Raw genomic sequence first — 21,718 nt, 5'->3', positions numbered from 1 at the left:
GGGGGCGCTGGTTCCGTGCTCGGCGGCGGCGGTCCCGAGGTCGGCGTCGCGGAGCCGGACACCGAGGGGTTCGGCGACTGCTCGGGCGAGGACGTGGCGGGGGGCGGGGGTTTCGCCGCTTCCGCGCTCTGGTTGGCCGCGGGGCGCACGGCGGGATCTTCGCCACCGCCCGCCATCGCGGTCACACCCCAGACGCCGGCGAGGAGCACGCCCACGCCGACCGCAATAGCCACCGCGCGTCGGCGCCAGTACACCGACTCGGGGAGGGGACCCACCGGCTGCAACACGGCCTGACCGTAACCCCGTGATTGCGGAGAGTGGTGGACGTCACTGTAACCCGTACGGGTGTGTCGCAGCCGCGTGATATTCGACCAGGAACGGTTGTCAGTGCAGTTCACCTCGGGTTCTCATGGTCGTGACCACAGCCGCAGCGCCGCGGCTGCCGTGCACCCGACCGACCAGGAGGCGGCGCCGTGACCGCGATCAACGAACTGCTGGCCAGGCACGCCCAGGGCAAGGACCTCGGGCACCCGGAGATCCAGACGCCGGTGCCCAGCCTCGCGCTGACGATCGTCACGTGCATGGACGCCCGCATCAAGGTGTTCGACGTCTTCGGGCTCAAGCACGGCGAGGCGCACATCCTGCGCAACGCGGGCGGCATCGTGACCGAGGACGTGATCCGCTCGCTGACCATCAGCCAGCGCCTGCTCGGCACGCGCGAGGTGATAGTCATGCAGCACACCAACTGCGGCCTGTCGCAGATCACCGACGACGACTTCAAGACCATGGTCGAGGAGGACACCGGGCTGCGGCCGACGTGGGCGGTCGAGGCCTTCCGCGAGGTCAAGGACAGCGTGAAGGTGTCCGTGGAGCGCGTACGGCGCAGTGCTTTCCTGCCCAGCCCCGACAACGTCCGCGGCTTCGTCTACGACGTCGCGACCGGCCTGCTGGACGAGGTCGTCTAGCAGCCCCCACTTCCGAGAACACAGCGGAGCGCGGCCATCTGGCCGCGCTCTTTCGCTCTCAGTGCGACGAATTCGATTCGCATTACACCGAAAGATGGCGCAGATTCAAGGTGGGATGAACACTCTGCCGCCGCACCGAAGAAATCTATAAGCTCCCCTCGCGAGTGGATTACATCACCCTCAAAAAGATATCGCACCGGGAGTGATTCATGAGCAGAAACCGTCGTTTTGGACTGGCCATCGCGTTCGCCGTCCTTGCGGCAGCGCCCACCGCGACGGCCGCGGGAGCGGCGCCCTCGTCAACCGCGAGTGCCGCCTCCCAGATCGCTGGCGAAAACTGCGGCTACTGGTCGGACGGCTTCGGCCGGTCTTTCTACACCCATTGTGGCGGCACCAAAGTGGTGATCAAGATTGATTACTACGACGGGGACAAGGGAGAGAGATGCGTCCCGCCGGGTGAGACTTTCCTGGACGGCGGGAAGAAGGTTACGTTCGCCTACTACGCTGGCAGACTGTGCTGACCGGCTTCTCGGTCATGTCTCGCCCGACAGGCAGTAGAAACGACGGAGCGCGGTCACGTGGCCGCGCTTTTCCGTTCCCGATGCGGCGAACGCGATTCACACTCCAGCGAATGGAGCAGCGATTCAAAGATAGATGAATACCTTGCTGTCATATCAAAGAAATCTATAGATTTCCCTCCCGAGCGCATCGCATCACCCTCGAACACATCATCGCACCGGGAGCGAGTCATGAGCAGGAACCGTCGTTTTGCATTGGCCATCGCGTTCGCCGCCCTCACGGGAGTTCCCACCGCAGCGGCCGCAGGAGCAGCACCCTCATCAACGACGAATGCCGCGTCCCAGAGCGCCAACGAAATCTGCGGATACTGGGAGGACAGGTTCGGCCGGTCTTTCTACACCCATTGCGGCGCAACGGACGTGGCGATCAGAACCATTTACCAGAACGGGACGACGAGCGACGGATGCGTCGCTCCGGGCAGGACTTTCCTGGATGGGCGGCAGAAGGCCACGTACGCCTACTACATCTACCCGTGCTGACCGCTTCCCCGGTCACCACCGCGCCTGGCGTTCCAGCGTGAGGACCTCCCTGTCCGCCAGGTGCGCGACCATGGCTGGCAGGATCTCGGCGCGATGAGCGTGAGACTGGAACCAGAGGTGCTGGTCGACTGGTTCGACCGGGTGGCGCGCGACCTGCCGTGGCGGCGCCCAGACTGCGACGCCTGGGGCGTGCTGGTCAGCGAGATCATGTTGCAGCAGACCCCGGTGAACCGGGTGCAGCCGATCTGGCTGGAGTGGATGGAGCGCTGGCCCAAGCCCTCCGCGCTGGCCGCGGCGAGCCAGGGCGACGTGGTCCGCGCGTGGGGCAAGCTCGGCTACCCGCGCCGGGCGCTGCGGCTGCACGCGGCGGCGACCGCGATCGCGGCGGAGCACGGGGACATCGTTCCGTCCAATGTGGACACTCTCTTGTCGTTGCCCGGCATCGGCGAGTACACCGCGCGCGCCGTCGCGGCCTTCGCTTACGGCCAGCGCTGCCCGGTGGTGGACACCAACGTCCGCCGCGTCGTGGCGCGCGCGGTGCACGGTGCGGGTGACGCCGGTCCGCCGTCGACCAAGCGCGACCTCGCGGACGTGGATGCGTTGCTGCCCAAGGAAGCCAGCTTCGCCGCACGCTACTCGGCCGCGCTGATGGAGCTCGGCGCGATCGTGTGCGTGGCCCGCACTCCGCGCTGCGCGGACTGCCCGGTCTACGACACCTGCGCCTGGCAGGAAGCGGGCCGTCCGGCGTACGCGGGCCCGGCGAAGGTGGTGCAGAAGTTCGCGGGCACCGATCGCCAGGTGCGCGGGCGCCTGCTGGACGTGCTCCGCGACGCGCCCGGCCCGGTCACCCGCGCGCAGCTCGACGCCGCGTGGGCCGAAGCGGGGCAACGGGATCGCTGCCTGGACTCGCTGCTGGTGGACGGCTTGGTCGAGCAGACCGCCAAGGGGCTGTTCGCGCTGCCGGGCGATGGCGGCGACCATGGCTGACGTGCTGCGGGTGTTCTTCGACGGCGAGGCCGAGGTCGCCGTGCGGGGCCTGTGGCGCAAGCTCGCGAAGGCGGGCGTTGCGGCTCCCACGGACAAGCGACCTCAGCTCACGCTCGCGGCAGCCAGCGCGATCCCGCAGAAGACGCGCGACGAACTGCGCGCCGAGCTGGAAATGCTTGCCATGCCGTCGTTGTGGCTGCGCACGCTCGGCACGTTCACCTCGACGGAGAACGTGCTGATGCTCGGCGCGGTGGTGGACGGCGAACTGCTCGCGGTGCACTCCGCCGTGCACGATGTGTTGGCGGGCAAGGTGAAGAACCCCTCCGCGTACTACCTTCCGGGCTCGTGGTTGCCGCATTGCGTTCTGGCGCAAGGGTGTTCGGACGCGGAGATCGTCACCGGCTTCACCGCGCTGCACCCGGTCGAGCCCGTTCGCGCCGACGTCGCCGAGATCGGGATCGTGGACACGCGCACCGGCGCGGTGGACGTGCTGCTCTAGCGGTCGAGCACTTCGCAGAGGAAGGCTTCGACCGCCCCGCGATACGTGTCCGGGCGGTCGCGGTGGACCACGTGCCCCGCGCCCTCCACGCGCACATAACGCGCGTCCGGAGCACGATCGGCCAGCTCGCGGATCTGTCCGGGCGGCATGGCGGTGTGCTCGGCCTCGATCGCCAGCAGCGGGCAACGCACGTTCTCGACGGAGTCCCAGTACGCCCGCCGCCCCCATTCCGCGGCGATCACGTAGAGGTCTTCCAGGTCGGCCATGAAGTGGTAGCCGTCCTCGCGCTCGGTCACGCACTCGGTGAAGTAGTCGCCGACCGGGCCGCCGAAGAACGAGCGCACGTGGTCGAGCGATTCGAAGGGCACCGGCCACGAGTCGAAGTGGTCGCGCCACGCATCGACGGTCTTTCCGCGCTGGTCAGGGGCCATGTCCTCCACCACGACCGCGCGGACGAGGTCGGGGCGGCGCGCGGCCAGCTCCCACGCGTGCAGCCCACCCATCGAATGCCCGATCACCACCGCGGGCCCCAGCTCAGCCAGCAGCTCGGCCGCGTCGTCGACGAAGTCCTCGGTGCAGATGCTCGACCCCGCAAGCGGGTCTTCGGTGCAGATGCTCGACCCCGCAAGCGGGTCTTCGGTGCAGATCGTCTGGAACCCCCGGTGCGGGCTCAGTCCGTGACCGCGCTGGTCGAGGCCGTGCACGCGGCCGTAGCGCTTGAGCCACTGCGCCACCGGCCACCACGTGCGCGCCCGGCCCATCAGGCCGTGCAGCACCAGGATCGGCTGCCCGGAACCGCCGAAGTCGACCACATCGCGACGTTCCACACGTCGAGGTCTACCACGCGATGTGGCTACGCTGGGCCCCATGGCCGTTGTGAAGATCAACGCGATCGAGGTTCCCGAGGGCGCGGGTCCCGAACTGGAGAAGCGCTTCGCCGCCCGGCTCGGCGCGGTGGACAGCTCCCCCGGCTTCCTGGGCTTCGAGCTGCTGCGCCCGGTGTCCGGCGAGACCCGCTACTTCGTGGTGACGCACTGGGAGACCGACGAGGACTTCCGCAACTGGATGGGCGGCTCCGCCAAGGAGGCGCACGCGGGCGAGCGCGCCAAGCCCGTCGCGTCCGGGTCCAGCCTGCTGGAGTTCGAGGTCGTCCTGGGCTCCAAGCCCGCCAGTGACTGAAGCACTGGAGCGCGCCGCTGCCCTGCTCGCCGACGCCGAAGCGCTGCTGGTCTGCGCGGGGGCGGGGATGGGTGTGGACAGCGGCCTGCCCGACTTCCGGGGCGGCGAGGGCTTCTGGCGCGCGTACCCGCCCTACGCCCGGCTCGGCATGAGCTTCGAGGAGCTGGCCGACCCGGTGCACTTCGCCGCCGATCCCGAGCTGGCGTGGGGCTTCTACGGGCACCGCACGGCGCTCTACCGCGACACCGTTCCGCACGCGGGCTTCGAGCTGCTGCGCCGCTGGGGTTCGGCGCTGCCCGGCGGCGTCCGCGTCTTCACGTCCAATGTGGACGGTCAGTTCCAGCGCGCGGGCTTCGCCGAGGACCAGATCGCGGAGTGCCACGGCTCGATCCACCACCTCCAGTGCGTCTTCCCGTGCTCGCGGCGCATCAGCTCCGCCGACGGCGTCTCGGTACCCGTCGACGCGGAGACCATGCGCGCGGTGCGGCCGCTGCCGGAGTGCCCGGACTGCGGTGACCTGGAGCGCCCCAACATCCTCATGTTCGGCGACACCACGTGGGTCCCCGACCGCGGGCAGGCCCAGCTCGACGCGCTCAACGCCTGGCGAAGGGGACTGCGCGGGCAGCGGCTCGTCGTCGTGGAGATCGGCGCGGGCCAGGCCGTCCCCACCGTGCGCCGGTACGCGGAACTGGCGAGTGCTGCGTCGCAGTCGCTGATCCGGATCAATCCCCGCGAGCCCGAGGTGCGGCACGGTCGCGGCGTCTCGCTGCCCATGCCCGCGCTGGCCGCGCTCAGCGAACTCGACGCGCTCCTGTAGCACGGCGGGGAGGCGCGCACAGCACGATCTCAACTCTCCCAGCCTCGATTCGTTCATCACGGCTTTTCGTTGTGCCACAACGACCTGGTGCTTAGCGTCCGGCTCGCAAAGCAACACCGAGCAGGGAGAACTCATGCGCAAGCAGGCGACGGTCCTGGGACTGACGACGGCCATCGCGGCCATCGCTCTGGTGGCCCCGGCAACCGCATCCGCCGCAGCGGGCTTCACCGGCTGCATCAAGCACACCAACGGCACCGTGTGCGCCAGGGTGAACGCCACCACCGTCGACGTGCGGTACCAGAAGACGGGCGGCAGCACGGCGAGCACGACCTTCGGCTACCGCTACGGCAGCGTCTACGTCACCGGTCCGACCGCCACCGTCGCGGTCGGCCAGACGGTCACCAAGACCATGAACCTCAAGAAGAAGTCGGGCACCTTTCTCCAGGGAATCGTCGCCTCCGCGGGGACGAACATCGATCACGGCCTGAAGACGGACCACATCCGCACCTGATGCACACCGGGTGAGCAAGCGGCCACGGTGGCGACCCGAGCGCGGACTCCACCGTGGCCCCCACCACTCGAAGTCCGTTAATTACCTGATGAACGTGAATTCGTCGCACGGCGAAGCATGACCCGAACGTCCTGCTCAGAGGCACTTACCGGCGTCCGCCAGGCACCGTTGCCCACTTCACGAAGATTGCACCACCGCCGCCTTCGCATTCCGGCCCCGCACGAAATGACGCGCTCGACCAGGGCGACTGAAGTCCCAAACCCTCTATTGGGCAAGCGCCATGTTTTCCAAATACCGTCGTTACCAGTTAGTGACCCACAAAGGGCGCTCAGCGACGTAGGAGACTCCATGCGCAAGCAGGCAACGGTTCTGGGCCTGGCGGCCGTCATCGCCGGTGCGGCCCTCCTGGCCCCGGGCACCGCCCTCGCTGCCTCCGAGAACTGCCAGACGCACAGCAACGGCAAGGTCTGCGCGCAGAAGAAGGGCAGCAACATCGAGATCACCTACTCCAAGACCGGTGGCAGCGAGGTCTGGGTGAAGCTCGGTTACCGCCAGGGCAGCAACTACAAGTTCGACAACACCTACATGCCGGTGCGCTCGGGCCAGAGCCGCACCGTCAAGCTGCCGTTCAGCACCGTCAAGAACACCTGCTTCCAGGGTGCGGTGCTGCCGGAGGGCTCGGCCGTTGCCGACTCGCTGAAGTCCAAGAGCTTCGGCTGCTCCTGATCGGGCTCAGCCCCGCACGAGCTTGACCTCGGCGAGGACGGCGTGGTGATCCGTTCCGGGCACCACCGCCGTGCCGAAGGACTCGACCACGAAGTTCTGCGCGTCGACCAGGACGTGGTCGAGCGCGACGAAGGCGGGCACGAACCGCTTGTCGGTGGGCCAGGTCGGGGTGAGCCCCGCCCCGACCTGTTCCGCCGCGTCGAGGTAGCCCTGGTTGAGCACGCCCCGGAAGGCCGAGTGGTCCAGCGAGGCGTTGAAGTCCCCGGCCAGGATTCTCGGCGTCCGCGTGCCGTCTGGGCCCGGCAGTCCCGCGAGGTCCCGCAGCCACGGCTCCGCGCCCTTCGGGCCGACCGGGTACCAGGGGTGCACCGACACGAACTCCACGTCCTGCCTGGTCGGCAGGTCGATGAGCGCGGCGGGGTGCTCGGCCGTGGTGGGCTTGGTGACCACGCGCTCGCGCACCGGGAACCGTGACGCCAGGCCACCGCCGACCGCACCCGGCTGCGGCTTGAACACCCTGTGCGGCAACACGTCCGCGAGCCCGGCCGCGTCGAGCGCACGCTCCGCGCCCGGTGTCAGCTCCTGGATGCTGAGCAGGTCCACCGCGCGCTCCCGCACCAGTCGCACGACCGCGGCGGCGTCCCCGTGGTCCATCGAGATGTTCACGCTGAGCACCCGCAGCGCCGCCCCCGAGCCGTTGGGGCGCGCGGCAGCAGCGGTGCGCGGAGCGACCACAGTGACCAGCAGGATGGTCAGCAACAGCGAGACCAGCCCGACGATCCACCGCCGCGTGAGGAGCAGGACCGCGGTCAGCACGGCGCCGACCGGCAGCGCGTAGGGCGTCAGCGACACCGCCGCGACAAGAATCCAGTGGCTGCTGTCCAGGCCGAGCAGACGGGCGAGGCAGAGCACGAAGTACGGCGCCGCCAGCAGCCACAGCAGGAACCCGACGGCGGCGCCGCCGCGAGCGCCGCGCGCCTGCTCCACCGGTCGCTCGACCGAGTAAGCCGGGTACGTGGTCTGCGGGTGCACCCCTCCAGAGTGCCCGAAAACGCCGGTGGGGCGGGTGCGATAGCCGCACCCGCCCCACCGGTTGTCGATGTTGTTACCCAGTACCCGGTACTACTCCGCGTCGCCCTCGGTGGCGGCCACCTCGACCGGCGGCGCGTCCGGCACGGTCACGCCACCGCGGGTCTCACCGCGGAAGACGAACCGGGCCTGGTCGTCGGAGCCCTCGCCGTCCCAGCCCTCGACGTCGCCGAGGATGACCTGGCCGGCGGACAGCTCGCCGAACAGGATCTTCTCCGACAGCTGGTCCTCGATCTCGCGCTGGATGGTCCGGCGCAGCGGCCGGGCACCGAGCACGGGGTCGAACCCGCGCTTGGCCAGCAACTGCTTGGCCAGCGGGGTCAGCTCCAGCGACATGTCCTTGTTCCGCAGCTGGGTCTCGACCCTGGCGACCATGAGGTCGACCATCTGGATGATCTCGTCCTGGGTCAGCTGGTGGAAGACGATGATGTCGTCGATCCGGTTCAGGAACTCCGGGCGGAAATGCTTCTTCAGCTCGTCGTTGACCTTCTGCTTCATCCGCTCGTAGTTGGAGCCCTGAGCGTTGCTGTTGGCGAAGCCGAGGCCGACGGCCTTGGAGATGTCCTGCGTGCCCAGGTTCGAGGTGAAGATGATCACGGTGTTCTTGAAGTCCACCGTGCGGCCCTGACCGTCGGTCAGGCGGCCGTCCTCCAGCACCTGGAGCAGCGTGTTGTACACCTCCTGGTGCGCCTTCTCGATCTCGTCGAAGAGCACGACGGAGAACGGCTTGCGGCGCACCTTCTCGGTGAGCTGGCCGCCCTCCTCGTACCCGACGTAGCCGGGAGGGGCACCGAAGAGCCGCGAAGCGGTGTAGCGGTCGTGGAACTCACCCATGTCGATCTGGATGAGCGCGTCGTCGTCGCCGAAGAGGAAGTTCGCCAGCGACTTGGACAGCTCGGTCTTACCGACACCCGAGGGGCCGGCGAAGATGAACGAGCCCGACGGCCGCTTCGGGTCCTTCAGACCGGCGCGGGTGCGGCGGATCGCCTGCGAGACGGACTTGACCGCCTCGTGCTGGCCGATGATCCGCTTGTGCAGCTCGTCCTCCATGCGGAGCAGACGCGAGGTCTCCTCCTCGGTGAGCTTGAAGACGGGGATGCCGGTCCAGTTGGCCAGCACCTCGGCGATCTGCTCGTCGTCGACCTCCGCGACGACGTCCAGGTCACCGGCCTTCCACTGCTTCTCCCGCTCCGACTTCTGGCCGAGCAGCTGCTTCTCGGAGTCGCGGAGCTTGGCGGCCCGCTCGAAGTCCTGCGCGTCGATCGCGGACTCCTTCTCCCTGCGCACGTCGGCGATCTTCTCGTCGAACTCGCGCAGGTCCGGCGGGGCCGTCATCCGCCTGATCCGCATCCGGGCGCCGGCCTCGTCGATCAGGTCGATCGCCTTGTCCGGCAGGTAGCGGTCGTTGATGTAGCGGTCGGCCAGGGTGGCGGCGGCCACCAGCGCCGAGTCGGTGATCGAGACGCGGTGGTGCGCCTCGTACCGGTCCCGCAGGCCCTTGAGGATCTCGATCGTGTGCTCCAGCGAGGGCTCGCCCACCTGGATCGGCTGGAAGCGTCGCTCCAGCGCGGGGTCCTTCTCGACGTACTTGCGGTACTCGTCGAGGGTGGTCGCACCGATCGTCTGCAGCTCGCCGCGGGCCAGCATCGGCTTGAGGATGCTCGCCGCGTCGATCGCGCCCTCGGCGGCGCCGGCGCCGACAAGGGTGTGGATCTCGTCGATGAACAGGATGATGTCGCCGCGGGTCTTGATCTCCTTGAGCACCTTCTTCAGGCGCTCCTCGAAGTCACCGCGGTAGCGCGAGCCGGCGACGAGGGAGCCGAGGTCAAGCGTGTAGAGCTGCTTGTCCTTCAGCGTCTCGGGCACCTCGCCCTTCACGATGCGCTGAGCGAGGCCCTCCACGACGGCGGTCTTGCCGACGCCGGGCTCACCGATCAGCACGGGGTTGTTCTTGGTGCGGCGGGACAGCACCTGCATGACCCGCTCGATCTCCTTCTCGCGCCCGATGACCGGGTCGAGCTTGCCCTCGCGGGCGGAGGAGGTCAGGTTCCTGCCGAACTGGTCGAGGACCAGCGAGGAGGACGGAGTGCCCTCACCGCGGCCACCGCCGGACTCGGCGGGCTCCTTGCCCTGGTAACCCGACAGCAGCTGAAGCACCTGCTGGCGGACCCGGTTCAGGTCAGCACCAAGCTTGACCAGCACCTGCGCCGCGACGCCCTCGCCCTCACGGATCAGCCCGAGCAGGATGTGCTCGGTGCCGATGTAGTTGTGGCCGAGCTGCAGCGCCTCGCGCAGCGACAGTTCGAGCACCTTCTTCGCCCGAGGCGTGAAGGGGATGTGCCCACTCGGGGCCTGTTGTCCCTGGCCGATGATCTCCTCGACCTGCTGGCGTACCCCTTCGAGCGCGATACCCAGCGACTCCAACGCCTTGGCGGCGACACCCTCACCCTCGTGGATCAAGCCCAAGAGGATGTGCTCGGTGCCGATGTAGTTGTGGTTCAGCATCCTGGCCTCTTCTTGGGCCAGGACGACCACCCGCCTTGCGCGGTCGGTGAATCTTTCGAACATTCGCACTCCCTGCCGCACTTTGGGACCGGCACCGTATGACCACTGTAGTCGGCTGGTCCGTCGCACCGGGTTGGTGGCACGACTCCGGGTGAGAGGTCGCCCCCTCCCGACATCACGCTCAACGTGCTCTGACGTACTGGGATTCCGCCAACACGGTGCTGTCCGCTCAGCGCGAACAACGATCCGTTCACCGGTGTGTTAAGCGGACCACCCTTGCGGAGCAACGCCGAGCGCCTATATGTAAGGTTAGGCAAGCCTGACTGAGGTTGCCGAATCGATACCCGCCGAGGATGCCCGGGAGCCGCCGTGCCACGCACCACCAGCACCGCCCTCCGGGCGCGCCGGTGACCGTGACCGCGGGCCTGAGCCCGCTGGAGACCGTCGGCGAGCGCGGCGTGCTGGCCACGACGCTGGACCGGGTCGGCCACCTGGCGACCACGCAGGTCCGCCACGGGCTCCCCGCGGATTCTTCGGAAGAGTGGATCAGCTGCGCTGACCTGCTCGGCGATCCCGGGATGTTCGACCGCTGGCGCAAGCGGCTCGCCGACTGGCTGAGCGAGCGCCACGACACCGAGATCCCCGAGCGCACGACCTCCGGCTACATCATGTCCTGGTACCTCCAGGTCCCCGGCTTCCTCGGCGGTCTGCTGTTCCACGCTTCTCGTCGGGTCCCGTCGCTGCGCCCCGCCGACATCGCCTTCCGGCTCTCCGGCGACCGGCCGCACCCGAACGCCGTCGCCCTGCTCAGCGACGACTTCTGCTGCCTGCCGGAGGACCCCGAGTCGCACCGCCCCGAGGCCACCACGGTCGCCGACGAGCGCGCGCTGGCCGCGATGTTCCGTGCCCGCTACACCGCGCACGCCGCCAAGTTCGTCACGGCCTTCGGCCCCGGAACGCGCTTCGGCAAGCGGATGCTGTGGGCCGCCGCCACCGACGCCCTGGACAGCTCCGGCTGGCTCGCCGGGCGCGCCTGCGGCGACGAGGGCGCCGGCGTCGCCGACTCCGCGCTCTTCCTGCCCGCCGCCGAGGCCCCGCTGACCTCAGCGTCCACGCTGCGCACGGTCACCGGCGAGGACGGCCACGTGCTGTGGACCCGCCGCCGCGAGAGCTGCTGCTTCCACTTCGCCCTGCCGGAGCAGCGCGCGTGCACCACGTGCCCCCGCATCACCGAGGACGAGCGCTCCGCCCGCGTCCTCGAACGCGGCCGCTGACCCGCGCACACCACCCCCGCACTCCGCTTAAGCCCTGAATGACTCATTGAGGACCCTCAAGTACCTGAATGAGTCATTCAGGGCTGACGAACTACTTGAGCAGGCGGAAGGCGGGGTGCCCGATCCAAGCCCGAAGGAACTCCGCCGTTCCCAGCGCGAACCTGTCGTCGTTCACGATCCCCAACACCCCCGGAAGGCCAGCGACCACCGACACCTGTCCGTCCAGCAACTCGGCGTTGGCCACACCCCCGATGACGTCCATGACAGCGGCGGTCAACAGGGCCGTGGCCACGTGGTCGATCTCGCTGCTGCAGCCCGCGCTGACATTGACGGCATGCGTCGGCTTGAAGCCGAGAACGGCCTCTGCCTCCGGCTCGTCCGCGTGCTCAGCCTCGAAGAGGTCCTCGTCGACACCCGGCCCCGTCAAGTAGACCAGGAAAGGCCGGCGACAGTCCTCCCCCCGCCTGTCCTCGACGCCCAGTCGATCTGCGGGCACATTGACGTCGAAGAACCCTGGTCGCTCTTCGGTGAAGTGGGAGGAGAGCCCCACCATCAACGCGCGGAACTCCCGCAGCGCAGTTGGGGACAACGGCTCCGCCAACTCGATCACCAACGTCGGGCCAGACACGCCGGGAGTCTAGTTCGGCGAGACGGCTACATGGAGTCGTCGGCGAGGGCGGTGGAGTCGATCCGGACGCGGTGGCGGCTGCCGATGGGGACGACGAGCGGAGTGCCGGCGACGGGGTCGGGGACCACGCGCGCGTCGAGGTCGAAGACGTCGCTGAGCAGCTGTTCGGTCAGCACGTCCTTGGGGTCGCCCTGCGCGACGATCTTGCCGTCCCGCATGGCGATCAGGCGGTCGGAGTAGCGCGCGGCCAGGTTCAGGTCGTGCAGCACCATGATCACGGTGCGCCCGGCCTGGTCGTGCAGCTGCTGCACGAGGTCGAGCACGTCGACCTGGTGCGCGAGGTCGAGGTAGGTGGTGGGCTCGTCGAGCAGGAGCAGGTCGGTGCCCTGGGCCAGCGCCATGGAGATCCACGCGCGCTGCCGCTGACCGCCGGAGAGCTGGTCGAGCGTCCGCTCGGAGAACTCCAGCATCCCGGTCATCCGCAGCGCCTCGGAGACCGCGCCCTCGTCGTCGGAGGACCACTGCCGGTACCAGGCCTGGTGCGGGTGCCGACCGCGCGCGACGAGGTCGCCGACGGTGAGGCCGTCGGGGGCCACCGGGGTCTGCGGCAGCACTCCGACGATCTTGGCGACCTCCCTGGTCGGCGTCTTGTCGATGCGCTTGCCGTCCAGCAGCACGTGGCCCTCCTGCGGGGAGAGCAGGCGGCCGAGCGCGCGCAGCAGGGTCGACTTGCCGCAGCCGTTGGGGCCGATGACGGCGGTGATGGTGCCGTCGATGACGTCCAGGTCCAGGCCTTCGACCACGCGGTTCTCGCCGTAGCCGAGGCTGAGTCCCTCGGCGCGCAGCCGCACCTGAGCGGTAGCAGTCATGTCCGGACCTCTCGATAACGACGAACCAGCAGGTACATGAGGTAGGGCGCGCCGATCACGGCGGTCACGATGCCCACGGGCAGCTCGACGACGCCGAAGGCGGTGCGCGCGATGACGTCGGCGATCACCGTGAGGGCCGCGCCGAGCACCATGGAGCCGACCAGCGGCGGCTGAGGTGTTCCGGCCATCCGCATGGCGATCTGCGGGGTGGCCAGCGCGACGAACTCCACCGGCCCCGCCGAAGCGGTCGCGGTCGCGGCGAGGCCGACCGCGATCAGGATCAGCGCGGCCCGCGAGCCGTTGACCCGGATGCCCAGGCCGCGCGCGGTGTCGTCACCGAACTGGAGGCCGCCGAGCGGGCGAGCCGTGAACAGGGCGAGCGGCACCAGCACGAGCAGCGCGAGTGCGACGGGGGTGACGTGCTCCCACCCTCGGCCGTTGAGGCTGCCGGTGATCCACACCATCGCCCGGCCCGCGTCCGCGACCTCGGACAGCGTCAGCAGGTAGAACTTGATCGCCACGAGCACGGCGGTGATGCCCAGCCCGACCAGCACCAACCGGTAGCCGTCGATCCCGCGCTGCCAGGAGATCGCGAACACGAACAGCGCCGCGACCAGGCCACCACCGAGCGCTGCGGCGGGCAGGCCGAGTTCGGCGAGACCGCCGCTGATCCCACCGGCACTGCCGCCGAGCATGATCACCGCGACCGCGCCGACCCCGGCGCCCGCGGTCACCCCGAGGATGTCCGGACTGGCCAGCGGGTTGCGCGCGATGGACTGGGTGATCGCCCCGGCGAGCGCGAGCGCGGCGCCGACGAGCGCCCCGGTCAGCGCCCTCGGCAGCCGCAGTTCGAGCACGATGTAGGCGTGCGTGTCGTCTCCGCCGCCGAGCAGCACCGCGAGCACGTCGCCGACGCTGATCGGGAAGTCACCGCGACCGAGGTTGACCGCCATGGCCAGCACGAGCAGCCCGAACGCGATCAGCGGCACGAGCACCGGCCGCAACCGGAGCACCCACGAGGCGGGCCCGACGCGCAGCGCGGGGCGGCCGGGGATCGAGGTCTCCCGTCCCAACTGCGCGCTCACAGCCGCACCAACCTTCTCCGCCGGACCAGGATCAAGAAGAACGGGGCGCCGATCAGCGCGAGCATGATGCCGACCTGGAGCTCACCCGGCCGGGCGACGACGCGCCCCACCACGTCCGCGACCAGCAGCATGATCGCGCCGAGCAGCCCCGAGTAGGGCAGCAGCCAGCGGTAGTCGGGGCCGGTGATCGCCCTGGCCATGTGCGGCACGACCAGGCCGACGAAGCCGATCGGCCCGCACGCGGACACCGCGGCTCCGGTCAGCAGCGTGACGGCGGCGATGCCGATGACCCTGGTCAGCAGCACGCTCTGGCCGAGCGAGCGGGCCACGTCCTCGCCGAGCGACAGCGCGTTCAGCCCCGGCGAGTTGATCAGCGCGAGCACCAGGCCGGCGATCAGGAACGGCAGCACCTGGAGCACGATGTCGGGGTCTCGGCCAGCGAGCGAGCCCGAGCGCCAGAACCGGAACGCTTCCAGGCTCTGCGCGTCCAGCAGCACCAACGCCGAGGTCAGCGCGTAGAGCAGGGCGCTGATCGCGGCTCCGGCCAGCGCGAGGGTGACCGGCGTCGGCCCACCCCTGCCGACCGAGCCGAGCGCGAAGACCGCGACCGTGGCGACCAGCGCTCCGGCGAAGCCGAACCAGACCAGCGTGTAGATGTCGTCGGTGCGCAGCATGAAGATCGACAGGACGATGGCGAAGGCCGCGCCCTGGTTCACCCCGAGCAGGCCGGGGTCGGCGAGCGGGTTGCGCGTGTGGCCCTGCATCAGCGCGCCCGCGACGCCGAGCGCGATGCCCACGGCCAGGCCGAGCATGGTCCTCGGCAGGCGCAGCGAGCCGATGACGATGTCGTCCTCGGTGCCGGTCGGCGAGGTCAGCGCGTGCCAGACCTCGGGGAGCGCGATGGGCTTGGAGCCGATGGCGATGCTGGCGAGGACGGCGGCGGTCAGGACCAGCAGGAGCACGATCAGGCCGACCAGCCTGCGCCTGCGGCGGCGAACGGTGGCGTCAGCGTTGCCTGCGGAGGTGACACCCGTCCGGGGGGAGCGTTGTGACCCAGGTGGCGTCGCCACGGTCACACTGCGTTCCAACGAACATCTCCTTCCCTCTGGTCCGTTCGCCCGTCAAGGTAAGGCCGACCTTGCCATAGTCAGGCAAGCCTAACCGAACCGTGGAGGAACCTTGTCCAGAGCGTTGTTGGCGAGACGGAGTCTGGCGATCATCGCCGTGGCCGCCGCGGTTGCCGCCTGCGGCCCCTCCCCCGCCACCCCGCAGGGCGGTGGCTCCGCCGCCCCCGCAGCCGGTTTCCCCAGGACCGTCAAGCACGCCATGGGCGAGACCGCGATCCAGGCCGCGCCCAAGCGGGTCGCCGCGCTGGACGCGAGCTTCGTGGACGCGGTGATCGCGCTGGAGACCGAGGTCGTGGCCTTCACCAGTTACCGCTCGATCGGCGACCGCGTGCCCGACTACCTGGGCGAGGAGGGCAAGCGGCTGAGCGCGGGCGCCAAGGCGGTCGGCACGCTGGCCGAGCCCAAGATCGAGCTGCTGCTGAACCAGAAGCCGGACCTGATCGTCTCGGCCAAGGTGCGCCACGAGGCGATCTACGGCCAGCTCAGCGCCAAGGTGCCGACGGTGTTCAGCGACACCACCGGCCCGACCTGGAAGCAGAACATCCGCCTGGTGGCCAAGGCCCTCGGCAAGGAGGAGCTGGCCGAGAAGAAGATCAAGGCCTACGAGGACCGGGCCCGCCGCATCGGCGACGCGATCAGGGCCAAGGAGGGCAAGAACCCGACGATCTCCATCGTGCGCTTCGTCGACGGCCCGACCCGGCTCTACCAGCAGGCCAGCTTCTCCGGGATCGTGATGAAGGACGCTGGCCTCGCCCGGCCGGCCCCGCAGGCCGCCGAGTCCTTCGCCGCCGAGATCAGCGAGGAGCGCATCGGCGACGCCGACGCCGACAAGATCTTCGTGGCGACCTACCCCGACGAGAAGGGCCAGTCGGCCAGCACGAAGCAGCGCTTCGAGACCAATCCGCTGTGGCGCCCGCTCGCGTCCAAGGTGGTCGCGGTCAACGACCTGACCTGGGTGACCGCGGTGAGCCTGCAGGGCGCGCACATCATCCTGGACGACCTCGCCAAGTCCTTCGGCGTGGACCCGGCGAAGAGCTGACAGAAGCGCTGACCCGCGCGTGGACCGCCCCCGAGCCGCTGCCCGGGGGCGGTCACGCGCCGGTTCCGAGGTGGTTGCGGAGCGCCCGGGGAACGCCATCAGAAGTTAGGGCACCCTATCCTCATTCGTGAAAGGGACTTACGACTCTTGGAGGAGACGTTGAGGACAAGGGCGCTGTTGGCCAGGCGGGCGTTCGCCGGAGTGGCCGCCCTGACCGTGGCCGCTGTGGTCGCGGGCTGCGGCGGGGCCGCACCGAGTTCGCCACCACCGGCCTCGGGCCAGGCGGGCGCGGGCTTCCCGAGGACCGTCAAGCACGCGATGGGCGAGACGACCATCGCCGCCGCGCCGAAGAAGATCGCCGCGCTGGACAGCAGCTACGTGGACGCGGCCTTCGCGCTGGAGACCGAGGTCGTCGCGTTCACGCTGTTCCCGCTGACCGGCGACAAGTTCCCGGACTACCTCAAGGCCGAAGCTGAGGTGTACGGCCGCAACGCCAAGGCCGTCGGATCGCTGGAGCAGCCCAAGGTCGAGGAGACCCTGGCGCTGAACCCGGACCTGATCGTCTCGGCGAAGGTGCGCCACGAGCAGCTCTACGGCCAGCTCTCCGCGCGCAAGCCGGCGGTGTTCAGCCAGACCACCGGGCTGACCTGGAAGGACAACATCCGCCTCCTGGGCACCGCGCTCGGCAAGGAGGACTTGGCCGACAAGAAGATCAAGGGCTACGAGGAGCGCGCCCGCAAGCTGGGTGAGTCGATCCGCGCCAAGGCGGGCAAGAACCCGACGATCTCCGTGGTGCGCTTCGTGAACGGCCCGACCCGGCTCTACACGCCGAACAGCTTCGTCGGCATCGTGCTCAAGGACGCGGGCCTGGCCCGGCCGGCCTCGCAGGACGACTCCAAGGCCAAGGACATCTCGGTGAACGTGGCCGAGGAGCGCATCCTGGACGCCGACGCCGACGCGATCTTCGTCTCGGCCTTCCCCGACGCCAAGGGGGACTCGGCGAAGGCCAAGGAGAAGTACCTGGCCAACCCGCTGTGGAAGCAGCTCAAGGGCAAGGTCACCGATGTCCAGGACGGCACCTGGATCGCCTCGGTGAGCCTGCAGGGCGCGCACGCGGTCCTGGACGACCTGGCCAAGGCATTCGGGGTCGACCCGGCGAAGAGCTGATTCGAGATCTGGCGAAACGCGAGGACCCCTTCAGCAGTTCGGGGCTGCTGAAGGGGTCCTCTTTTGCACTTCTGAACCTGTTGGCTCAGTTTTCGTTGTGGTAGGACTCCAGCACGTCGGCCGGGATACGACCGCGGTCGGAGACCTTCATGCCGCGCTTGCGCGCCCACTCGCGAATTGCCTGGTTCTGCTCGCGGTCAGCGGCGGCCGGGCGGCCGGGACGCGCGCCGGAACGACCACCGGCGGAACGACGCTTGCCGCCGACCTTGCGCGAGCTCGCGATGAAGTCGGCGAGCGAGTCACGCAGCTTTCCGGCGTTACCCCCGGAAAGGTCGATCTCGTAGGACACCCCGTCGATTGCGAACTCGACGGTCTCCTCGGCCTCGGAACCATCGAGGTCGTCCACCAAGGTCCGGATGACCTTCTCAGCCATGCGTCTTCCTTCCCTGAAATCCGGCGACGTGTGCGGTCCGGATGCGTTCCCCAGTCGCCAGCTCGGCAACGAGACTGATCGCGACATTAGCGCAGCTCTGTTCAAAAGAGCAGACGCCGCTCGGTCTCAAAGTGGTGAACGTCATTCAGGTCGGACAAGTGGGAAGAGGATCGTCTCGCGGATACCGAGGCCGGTCAGGGCCATCAACAGGCGATCCATGCCCATTCCCATGCCGCCACTCGGTGGCATTCCGTACTCGAGCGCTCGCAAGAAGTCCTCATCCAGGCGCATGGCCTCGACGTCACCGGCCGCCGCGAGGCGGGCCTGGTCCTCGAAGCGCTGCCGCTGCACGACGGGGTCGACCAGCTCGGAGTACCCGGTGGCCAGCTCGAAGCCGCGCACGTAGAGGTCCCACTTCTCGGTCACCCCCGCGACGCTGCGGTGCTGGCGGGTCAGCGGCGCGGTCTCGGTTGGGAAGTCACGCACAAAGGTCGGCAGGTGCAGGTGGTCTCCGACCAGGTGCTCCCACAGCTCTTCGACCAGCTTTCCGTGGCCGAGCGCGGGGTCGGTGGAGATACCGCGCGATTCCGCGTGCTTGCGCAGCAGCTCCACCGAGGTGGCCGGAGTGATCTCCTCGCCGAGGGCCTCGGACAGGGAGCCGTACATCGTAATTGTCGTCCACTCGCCGGAGAGGTCGTACTCAGTGCCATCGGCCAACGTGGCCACCTGCGTGCCGAATACGGCCTGCGCCGCTTCTTGGACCAACTCCCTGGTCAGCACGCCGATGGTGTCGTAGGAACCGTAGGCCTCGTATGCCTCCAGCATCGCGAACTCCGGCGAGTGCGAGGAGTCCATGCCCTCGTTCCGAAAGTTGCGGTTGATCTCGAAGACCTTCTCGATACCGCCGACGACGCACCTCTTCAGGTACAGCTCGGGCGCGATTCGAAGGTAGAGATCGGTGTCCATGGCATTGGAGTGCGTGACGAATGGCCTAGCGGAGGCGCCGCCGTGCAGCGTCTGCAACATCGGCGTTTCGACCTCGAGGAATCCGCGCTCGTTGAAGGACTCGCGCAGTGATCGCATCACTCCGGAGCGCAAGCGAACGGTATCCCTGGCCTGCGGGCGCAAGATGAGGTCGACGTAACGCTGGCGCACCCGGGTCTCCTCGGAGAGCTCCTTGTGCGCGACCGGAAGCGGGCGCAGCGTCTTCGCCGCCATTTGCCATTCCGTGACCATCACCGACAATTCGCCGCGCCGCGAGGTGGCCACCTCACCGCGGACGAACACGTGGTCGCCGAGGTCGACGTCGCTCTTCCACGCGGCCAGCGCGTCGGCGCCGACCCGGTCGAGGCTGAGCATCGCCTGGAGCTCGACGCCGTCGCCCTCGCGCAGCGTCGCGAAGCAGAGCTTGCCGGTGTTGCGCACGAACATCACGCGGCCGGTGACCCCGACGACCAGGCCGGTCGAGGTGTCCGGTTCGAGGTCCGGGTAGGCCGCGCGGATCTCGGCGAGGCTGTGCGTGCGGTCGAGCACGACGGGGTACGGGTCGACGCCTGCCTCCAGCAGGCGCTCCCGCTTTTCCCGGCGCACCCGCATCTGCTCTGGCAGGTCGTCTTCGCTGGTCGCAGGCTGCTGCTGGGGCTTTGAGTTCACGGTGGAAAAGGGTACGGAACCCCCTGTCAGCGAGGCGAACGGGATACGGTCTGCCGATGGAGGACTCCGCAACGAAGGCCCGCCGCGCCCTGTCCTTCGGAGCGCGCGCCGCCCAGTACGCCGAACACCGGCCCGGCTACCCGGCCGAAGCGGTGCGCTGGGCGCTGGAGCCGGTGCGCGACCGCGAGCAGGTCCGCGTGCTCGACCTGGCCGCGGGAACGGGTCGGCTGAGCGAGGCCCTGCTGGAGGAGCCGGTCGCGGTGATCGCCGTGGAGCCGGACGACGCCATGCGCGAGCAGCTGCTGAACCGACTCGCCGGCTTGGCCGCGCTGAAGGGCACCGCCGAGGACATCCCGCTGCCCGACGAGCGGGTGGACGCGGTCCTGGTCGGGCAGGCCTTCCACTGGTTCACCCCGGAGCTTGCGCTGCCGGAGATCGCGCGGGTGCTCAAGCCCGGCGGCGTGCTCGCGGCGTTGTGGAACCACGACGACGACCGCGTGCCGTGGGTGGCCGGGCTCGCCGACATCACCGGCACCAAGGTCCGCTACACCGAGCACCAGCACGACCGCTCCGAGCTGTTCCCGGAGAACGACGTGTTCACCGCGTTCGGCCAGCGGAGCTTCGAGCACTCGCACCGCAGGACCGCGGCCACGCTCACCGAGACCATCGCCACCCACTCGGTGACGTTGCTCAAGGACGAGGCCGAGCGCGCGGAAACCCTCGCCGAGGTGCGCGCCTACCTCGACGCGACCCCCGAGACCGCCGAGGGCGAGTTCGAACTGCCGCTGGTCACGACCGCGATCCGGGTCCGCAAGCTCTAGCTACTTGGCGTTGCGCTCGTAGACCAGCTTCAGGCCGAGCAGCGTCAGGTCGGAGACGTGGTGCTGGATGGTCGAGGACTCCGCCAGCACCAACGGCGCGAGCCCGCCGGTGGCGATCACCGTGACCGGGCCGGAGTCGGTGGCCTCCAGCTCCGCGACGATCCGCTTCACCAGGCCGTCCACCTGGCTGGCGAAGCCGTAGAGGATGCCGGACTGCAAGCACTCCACGGTGTTCTTGCCGATCACCGAGCGCGGCCGGACCAGCTCCACCTTGCGCAGCTGGGCGGCGCGCGCGGCGAGGGCGTCCACGGAGATCTCGATGCCGGGCGCGAAGGCCCCGCCGAGGAACTCGCCCTTCGCGGAGATCACGTCGATGTTGGTCGAGGTGCCGAAGTCCACCACGACGCAGGCGGTGTCGAAGAGGTGGTGCGCGGCCAGCGTGTTGATCACGCGGTCGGCCCCGACCTCCTTGGGGTTGTCCACCAGCAGCGGCACACCCGTGCGCACGCCGGGCTGGACGATCACGCGGGGCACCTCGCCCCAGTAGCGCCCGAGCATCACCCTCAGCTCGCGCAGCACCGACGGCACGGTGGACAGCGCCGAGACGCCGGTGATCTTGTCGGCGTGCTCGCCGAGCAGCCCGCGCGTGGTCAGCGCCAGCTCGTCCGCGGTCATCCTGGCGTCGGTGCGCATCCGCCAGTCGCGCAGCAGCGTGGTGTCCGCGCCGTCGCCCGCGTACAGGCCGAGCACGATGTTGGTGTTGCCGACGTCAACGGCGAGCAGCACGGGGAACCGCCTCTCAGTCCTCTGCCTGGATGAGCTTGTCCAGCCGGGCGGCGTCCACCGTCTCGGCGGCGGGGCCCTCGGCCTCGGGCTCGGTCTCCGCACCGCTGGTCAGGCCGGAGCCCTCGGGCGCGAAGGCCGGGTCAGTGCCCAGCTCGACGATGGAGTTCGCCGCGTCCACGAAGATCACCTTCGGCTGGTGGGCGCGCGACTCGACGTCGTCCATCAGTCCGTAGGCGATCAGGATGACCAGGTCGCCCGGGTGCACCAGGTGGGCGGCGGCGCCGTTGATGCCGAGCACCCCGCTGCCCCGTTCACCGGGGATCACGTAGGTCTCCAGCCGAGCGCCGTTGGTCACGTCGACGATCGCCACCTGTTCGCCCGGCAGCAGGTCCGCGGCGTCCATCAGGTCCTCGTCCACCGTGACCGAGCCGACGTAGTCCAGGTCGGCCTGGGTCACCGTGGCGCGGTGGATCTTCGATTTGAGCATCGTGCGGAACATG

24 protein-coding genes and 1 pseudogene are annotated in these 21,718 nt (G+C 69.1%); 13 read left to right on the top strand and 12 right to left on the bottom strand.

The genetic code is table 11. The features are described from left to right. Positions 1-287: pseudogene (locus CCN37_RS39265) on the bottom strand (hypothetical protein); the annotation flags it as partial. A gap of 186 nt (positions 288-473) precedes the next feature. Here CCN37_RS39265 and CCN37_RS28985 point away from each other — a divergent pair. The 5 genes from CCN37_RS28985 (at position 474) to CCN37_RS28970 (ending at position 3,509) form a co-directional block, all read left to right on the top strand. Next, positions 474-965: a carbonic anhydrase gene (locus CCN37_RS28985; RefSeq protein ID WP_086826868.1), complete on the top strand. Its 492-nt coding sequence runs from the start codon at positions 474-476 to the stop codon at positions 963-965. A gap of 209 nt (positions 966-1,174) precedes the next feature. Then, positions 1,175-1,486 (top strand): DUF6355 family natural product biosynthesis protein, encoded by a 312-nt coding sequence (locus CCN37_RS28980; RefSeq protein ID WP_086826866.1) that lies wholly within the window; start codon positions 1,175-1,177, stop codon positions 1,484-1,486. A gap of 228 nt (positions 1,487-1,714) precedes the next feature. Continuing rightward, complete coding sequence (locus tag CCN37_RS39260) at positions 1,715-2,023, top strand: DUF6355 family natural product biosynthesis protein (RefSeq protein WP_143261855.1); 309 nt, start codon at positions 1,715-1,717, stop codon at positions 2,021-2,023. 93 nt (positions 2,024-2,116) lie between these two features. Next, positions 2,117-3,010, top strand: a complete 894-nt coding sequence (locus tag CCN37_RS28975; protein WP_210408253.1) for an A/G-specific adenine glycosylase — start codon at positions 2,117-2,119, stop codon at positions 3,008-3,010. After that, positions 3,003-3,509: a 2'-5' RNA ligase family protein gene (locus CCN37_RS28970; RefSeq protein WP_086826881.1), complete on the top strand. Its 507-nt coding sequence runs from the start codon at positions 3,003-3,005 to the stop codon at positions 3,507-3,509. Before CCN37_RS28975 ends, CCN37_RS28970 begins: the two co-directional genes overlap by 8 nt. Here the strand turns inward: CCN37_RS28970 and CCN37_RS28965 are convergent. Continuing rightward, a complete protein-coding gene (locus CCN37_RS28965; protein WP_086826864.1) occupies positions 3,506-4,378 on the bottom strand; it encodes an alpha/beta fold hydrolase in 873 nt (290 codons plus the stop codon). The two genes, CCN37_RS28970 and CCN37_RS28965, sit on opposite strands and share 4 nt — an antisense overlap. Between CCN37_RS28965 and CCN37_RS28960 the strand changes: the two genes are divergently transcribed. The 4 genes from CCN37_RS28960 (at position 4,377) to CCN37_RS28945 (ending at position 6,742) form a co-directional block, all read left to right on the top strand. Then, positions 4,377-4,688, top strand: a complete 312-nt coding sequence (locus tag CCN37_RS28960) for an antibiotic biosynthesis monooxygenase (RefSeq protein WP_086826861.1) — start codon at positions 4,377-4,379, stop codon at positions 4,686-4,688. The two genes, CCN37_RS28965 and CCN37_RS28960, sit on opposite strands and share 2 nt — an antisense overlap. Then, positions 4,681-5,505, top strand: coding sequence for a Sir2 family NAD-dependent protein deacetylase (locus CCN37_RS28955; protein WP_246843374.1), 825 nt, complete (start codon positions 4,681-4,683; stop codon positions 5,503-5,505). The genes CCN37_RS28960 and CCN37_RS28955 overlap by 8 nt, the downstream gene beginning before the upstream one ends. A gap of 133 nt (positions 5,506-5,638) precedes the next feature. Continuing rightward, on the top strand, positions 5,639-6,016 hold the full coding sequence (locus CCN37_RS28950) for a hypothetical protein (protein WP_086826859.1): 378 nt from the start codon (positions 5,639-5,641) through the stop codon (positions 6,014-6,016). Positions 6,017-6,364: 348 nt separating this feature from the next. Further along, entirely contained in the window at positions 6,365-6,742 is a 378-nt protein-coding gene (locus tag CCN37_RS28945; protein WP_086826857.1) for a hypothetical protein, read from the top strand. 6 nt (positions 6,743-6,748) lie between these two features. Here the strand turns inward: CCN37_RS28945 and CCN37_RS28940 are convergent, their stop codons facing one another. After that, a complete protein-coding gene (locus tag CCN37_RS28940) occupies positions 6,749-7,774 on the bottom strand; it encodes an endonuclease/exonuclease/phosphatase family protein (protein WP_086826854.1) in 1,026 nt (341 codons plus the stop codon). A 90-nt stretch (positions 7,775-7,864) separates the two neighbouring features. After that, positions 7,865-10,399, bottom strand: coding sequence for an ATP-dependent Clp protease ATP-binding subunit (locus CCN37_RS28935; RefSeq protein WP_086826851.1), 2,535 nt, complete (start codon positions 10,397-10,399; stop codon positions 7,865-7,867). Between the two features lie 344 nt (positions 10,400-10,743). Between CCN37_RS28935 and CCN37_RS28930 the strand changes: the two genes are divergently transcribed. Further along, entirely contained in the window at positions 10,744-11,610 is an 867-nt protein-coding gene (locus CCN37_RS28930) for a (2Fe-2S)-binding protein (RefSeq protein WP_246843373.1), read from the top strand. Positions 11,611-11,701: 91 nt separating this feature from the next. On the opposite strand, the gene CCN37_RS28925 is transcribed toward CCN37_RS28930, so the two are convergent. The 4 genes from CCN37_RS28925 to CCN37_RS28910 are packed head-to-tail and all read right to left on the bottom strand — an operon-like array spanning position 11,702 to position 15,280. Beyond that, positions 11,702-12,238 carry a DUF6368 family protein gene (locus tag CCN37_RS28925; RefSeq protein ID WP_086826847.1) on the bottom strand — a complete coding sequence of 179 codons (537 nt, stop codon included), beginning with the start codon at positions 12,236-12,238 and terminating at the stop codon, positions 11,702-11,704. A gap of 26 nt (positions 12,239-12,264) precedes the next feature. Further along, positions 12,265-13,107: an ABC transporter ATP-binding protein gene (locus CCN37_RS28920; RefSeq protein WP_086826844.1), complete on the bottom strand. Its 843-nt coding sequence runs from the start codon at positions 13,105-13,107 to the stop codon at positions 12,265-12,267. Then, positions 13,104-14,192 (bottom strand): iron chelate uptake ABC transporter family permease subunit, encoded by a 1,089-nt coding sequence (locus tag CCN37_RS28915; RefSeq protein ID WP_086826842.1) that lies wholly within the window; start codon positions 14,190-14,192, stop codon positions 13,104-13,106. The genes CCN37_RS28920 and CCN37_RS28915 overlap by 4 nt, the downstream gene beginning before the upstream one ends. Then, positions 14,189-15,280, bottom strand: coding sequence for a FecCD family ABC transporter permease (locus CCN37_RS28910; protein WP_371505120.1), 1,092 nt, complete (start codon positions 15,278-15,280; stop codon positions 14,189-14,191). Before CCN37_RS28910 ends, CCN37_RS28915 begins: the two co-directional genes overlap by 4 nt. Before the next feature lie 91 nt (positions 15,281-15,371). Between CCN37_RS28910 and CCN37_RS28905 the strand changes: the two genes are divergently transcribed. Continuing rightward, positions 15,372-16,358 carry an ABC transporter substrate-binding protein gene (locus tag CCN37_RS28905; protein WP_246843372.1) on the top strand — a complete coding sequence of 329 codons (987 nt, stop codon included), beginning with the start codon at positions 15,372-15,374 and terminating at the stop codon, positions 16,356-16,358. Between the two features lie 147 nt (positions 16,359-16,505). Further along, positions 16,506-17,525, top strand: coding sequence for an iron-siderophore ABC transporter substrate-binding protein (locus CCN37_RS28900; RefSeq protein WP_246843371.1), 1,020 nt, complete (start codon positions 16,506-16,508; stop codon positions 17,523-17,525). 85 nt (positions 17,526-17,610) lie between these two features. Here CCN37_RS28900 and CCN37_RS28895 read toward each other — a convergent pair whose 3' ends face one another. Together CCN37_RS28895 and lysS are read right to left on the bottom strand one after the other, a co-directional pair. Then, complete coding sequence (locus CCN37_RS28895; RefSeq protein ID WP_086826837.1) at positions 17,611-17,958, bottom strand: Lsr2 family protein; 348 nt, start codon at positions 17,956-17,958, stop codon at positions 17,611-17,613. A 141-nt stretch (positions 17,959-18,099) separates the two neighbouring features. Beyond that, entirely contained in the window at positions 18,100-19,554 is a 1,455-nt protein-coding gene (gene lysS, locus CCN37_RS28890; protein ID WP_086826835.1) for a lysine--tRNA ligase, read from the bottom strand. 113 nt (positions 19,555-19,667) lie between these two features. Here lysS and CCN37_RS28885 point away from each other — a divergent pair, with 113 nt between their 5' ends. Continuing rightward, positions 19,668-20,432: a class I SAM-dependent methyltransferase gene (locus CCN37_RS28885; RefSeq protein WP_086826832.1), complete on the top strand. Its 765-nt coding sequence runs from the start codon at positions 19,668-19,670 to the stop codon at positions 20,430-20,432. Here the strand turns inward: CCN37_RS28885 and CCN37_RS28880 are convergent, their stop codons facing one another. Next, positions 20,433-21,218 (bottom strand): type III pantothenate kinase, encoded by a 786-nt coding sequence (locus CCN37_RS28880; protein WP_086826829.1) that lies wholly within the window; start codon positions 21,216-21,218, stop codon positions 20,433-20,435. It abuts the gene before it with no gap. A gap of 13 nt (positions 21,219-21,231) precedes the next feature. Continuing rightward, positions 21,232-21,717, bottom strand: a complete 486-nt coding sequence (panD, locus tag CCN37_RS28875; protein ID WP_086826828.1) for an aspartate 1-decarboxylase — start codon at positions 21,715-21,717, stop codon at positions 21,232-21,234. Position 21,718 lies beyond the last annotated feature (1 nt).

It is taken from the genome of Allokutzneria sp. NRRL B-24872, from assembly GCF_002155965.1.
GTDB lineage: Bacteria > Actinomycetota > Actinomycetes > Mycobacteriales > Pseudonocardiaceae > Allokutzneria.
The sequence above is the reverse complement of the archived record's forward strand: the minus strand, read 5'-3'. Positions and strand labels throughout refer to the sequence as shown.

Coding starts and splice junctions, on each gene's coding strand:
- CCN37_RS28980 (WP_086826866.1), top strand. CDS start 1,175: ATGAGCAGAAACCGTCGTTTTGGACTGGCCATCGCGTTCGCCGTCCTT.
- CCN37_RS39260 (WP_143261855.1), top strand. CDS start 1,715: ATGAGCAGGAACCGTCGTTTTGCATTGGCCATCGCGTTCGCCGCCCTC.
- CCN37_RS28975 (WP_210408253.1), top strand. CDS start 2,117: ATGAGCGTGAGACTGGAACCAGAGGTGCTGGTCGACTGGTTCGACCGG.
- CCN37_RS28970 (WP_086826881.1), top strand. CDS start 3,003: ATGGCTGACGTGCTGCGGGTGTTCTTCGACGGCGAGGCCGAGGTCGCC.
- CCN37_RS28960 (WP_086826861.1), top strand. CDS start 4,377: ATGGCCGTTGTGAAGATCAACGCGATCGAGGTTCCCGAGGGCGCGGGT.
- CCN37_RS28965 (WP_086826864.1), bottom strand. CDS start 4,378: ATGGGGCCCAGCGTAGCCACATCGCGTGGTAGACCTCGACGTGTGGAA.
- CCN37_RS28950 (WP_086826859.1), top strand. CDS start 5,639: ATGCGCAAGCAGGCGACGGTCCTGGGACTGACGACGGCCATCGCGGCC.
- CCN37_RS28945 (WP_086826857.1), top strand. CDS start 6,365: ATGCGCAAGCAGGCAACGGTTCTGGGCCTGGCGGCCGTCATCGCCGGT.
- CCN37_RS28935 (WP_086826851.1), bottom strand. CDS start 10,399: ATGTTCGAAAGATTCACCGACCGCGCAAGGCGGGTGGTCGTCCTGGCC.
- CCN37_RS28920 (WP_086826844.1), bottom strand. CDS start 13,107: ATGACTGCTACCGCTCAGGTGCGGCTGCGCGCCGAGGGACTCAGCCTC.
- CCN37_RS28895 (WP_086826837.1), bottom strand. CDS start 17,958: ATGGCTGAGAAGGTCATCCGGACCTTGGTGGACGACCTCGATGGTTCC.
- lysS (WP_086826835.1), bottom strand. CDS start 19,554: ATGCGGGTGCGCCGGGAAAAGCGGGAGCGCCTGCTGGAGGCAGGCGTC.
- CCN37_RS28885 (WP_086826832.1), top strand. CDS start 19,668: ATGGAGGACTCCGCAACGAAGGCCCGCCGCGCCCTGTCCTTCGGAGCG.
- panD (WP_086826828.1), bottom strand. CDS start 21,717: ATGTTCCGCACGATGCTCAAATCGAAGATCCACCGCGCCACGGTGACC.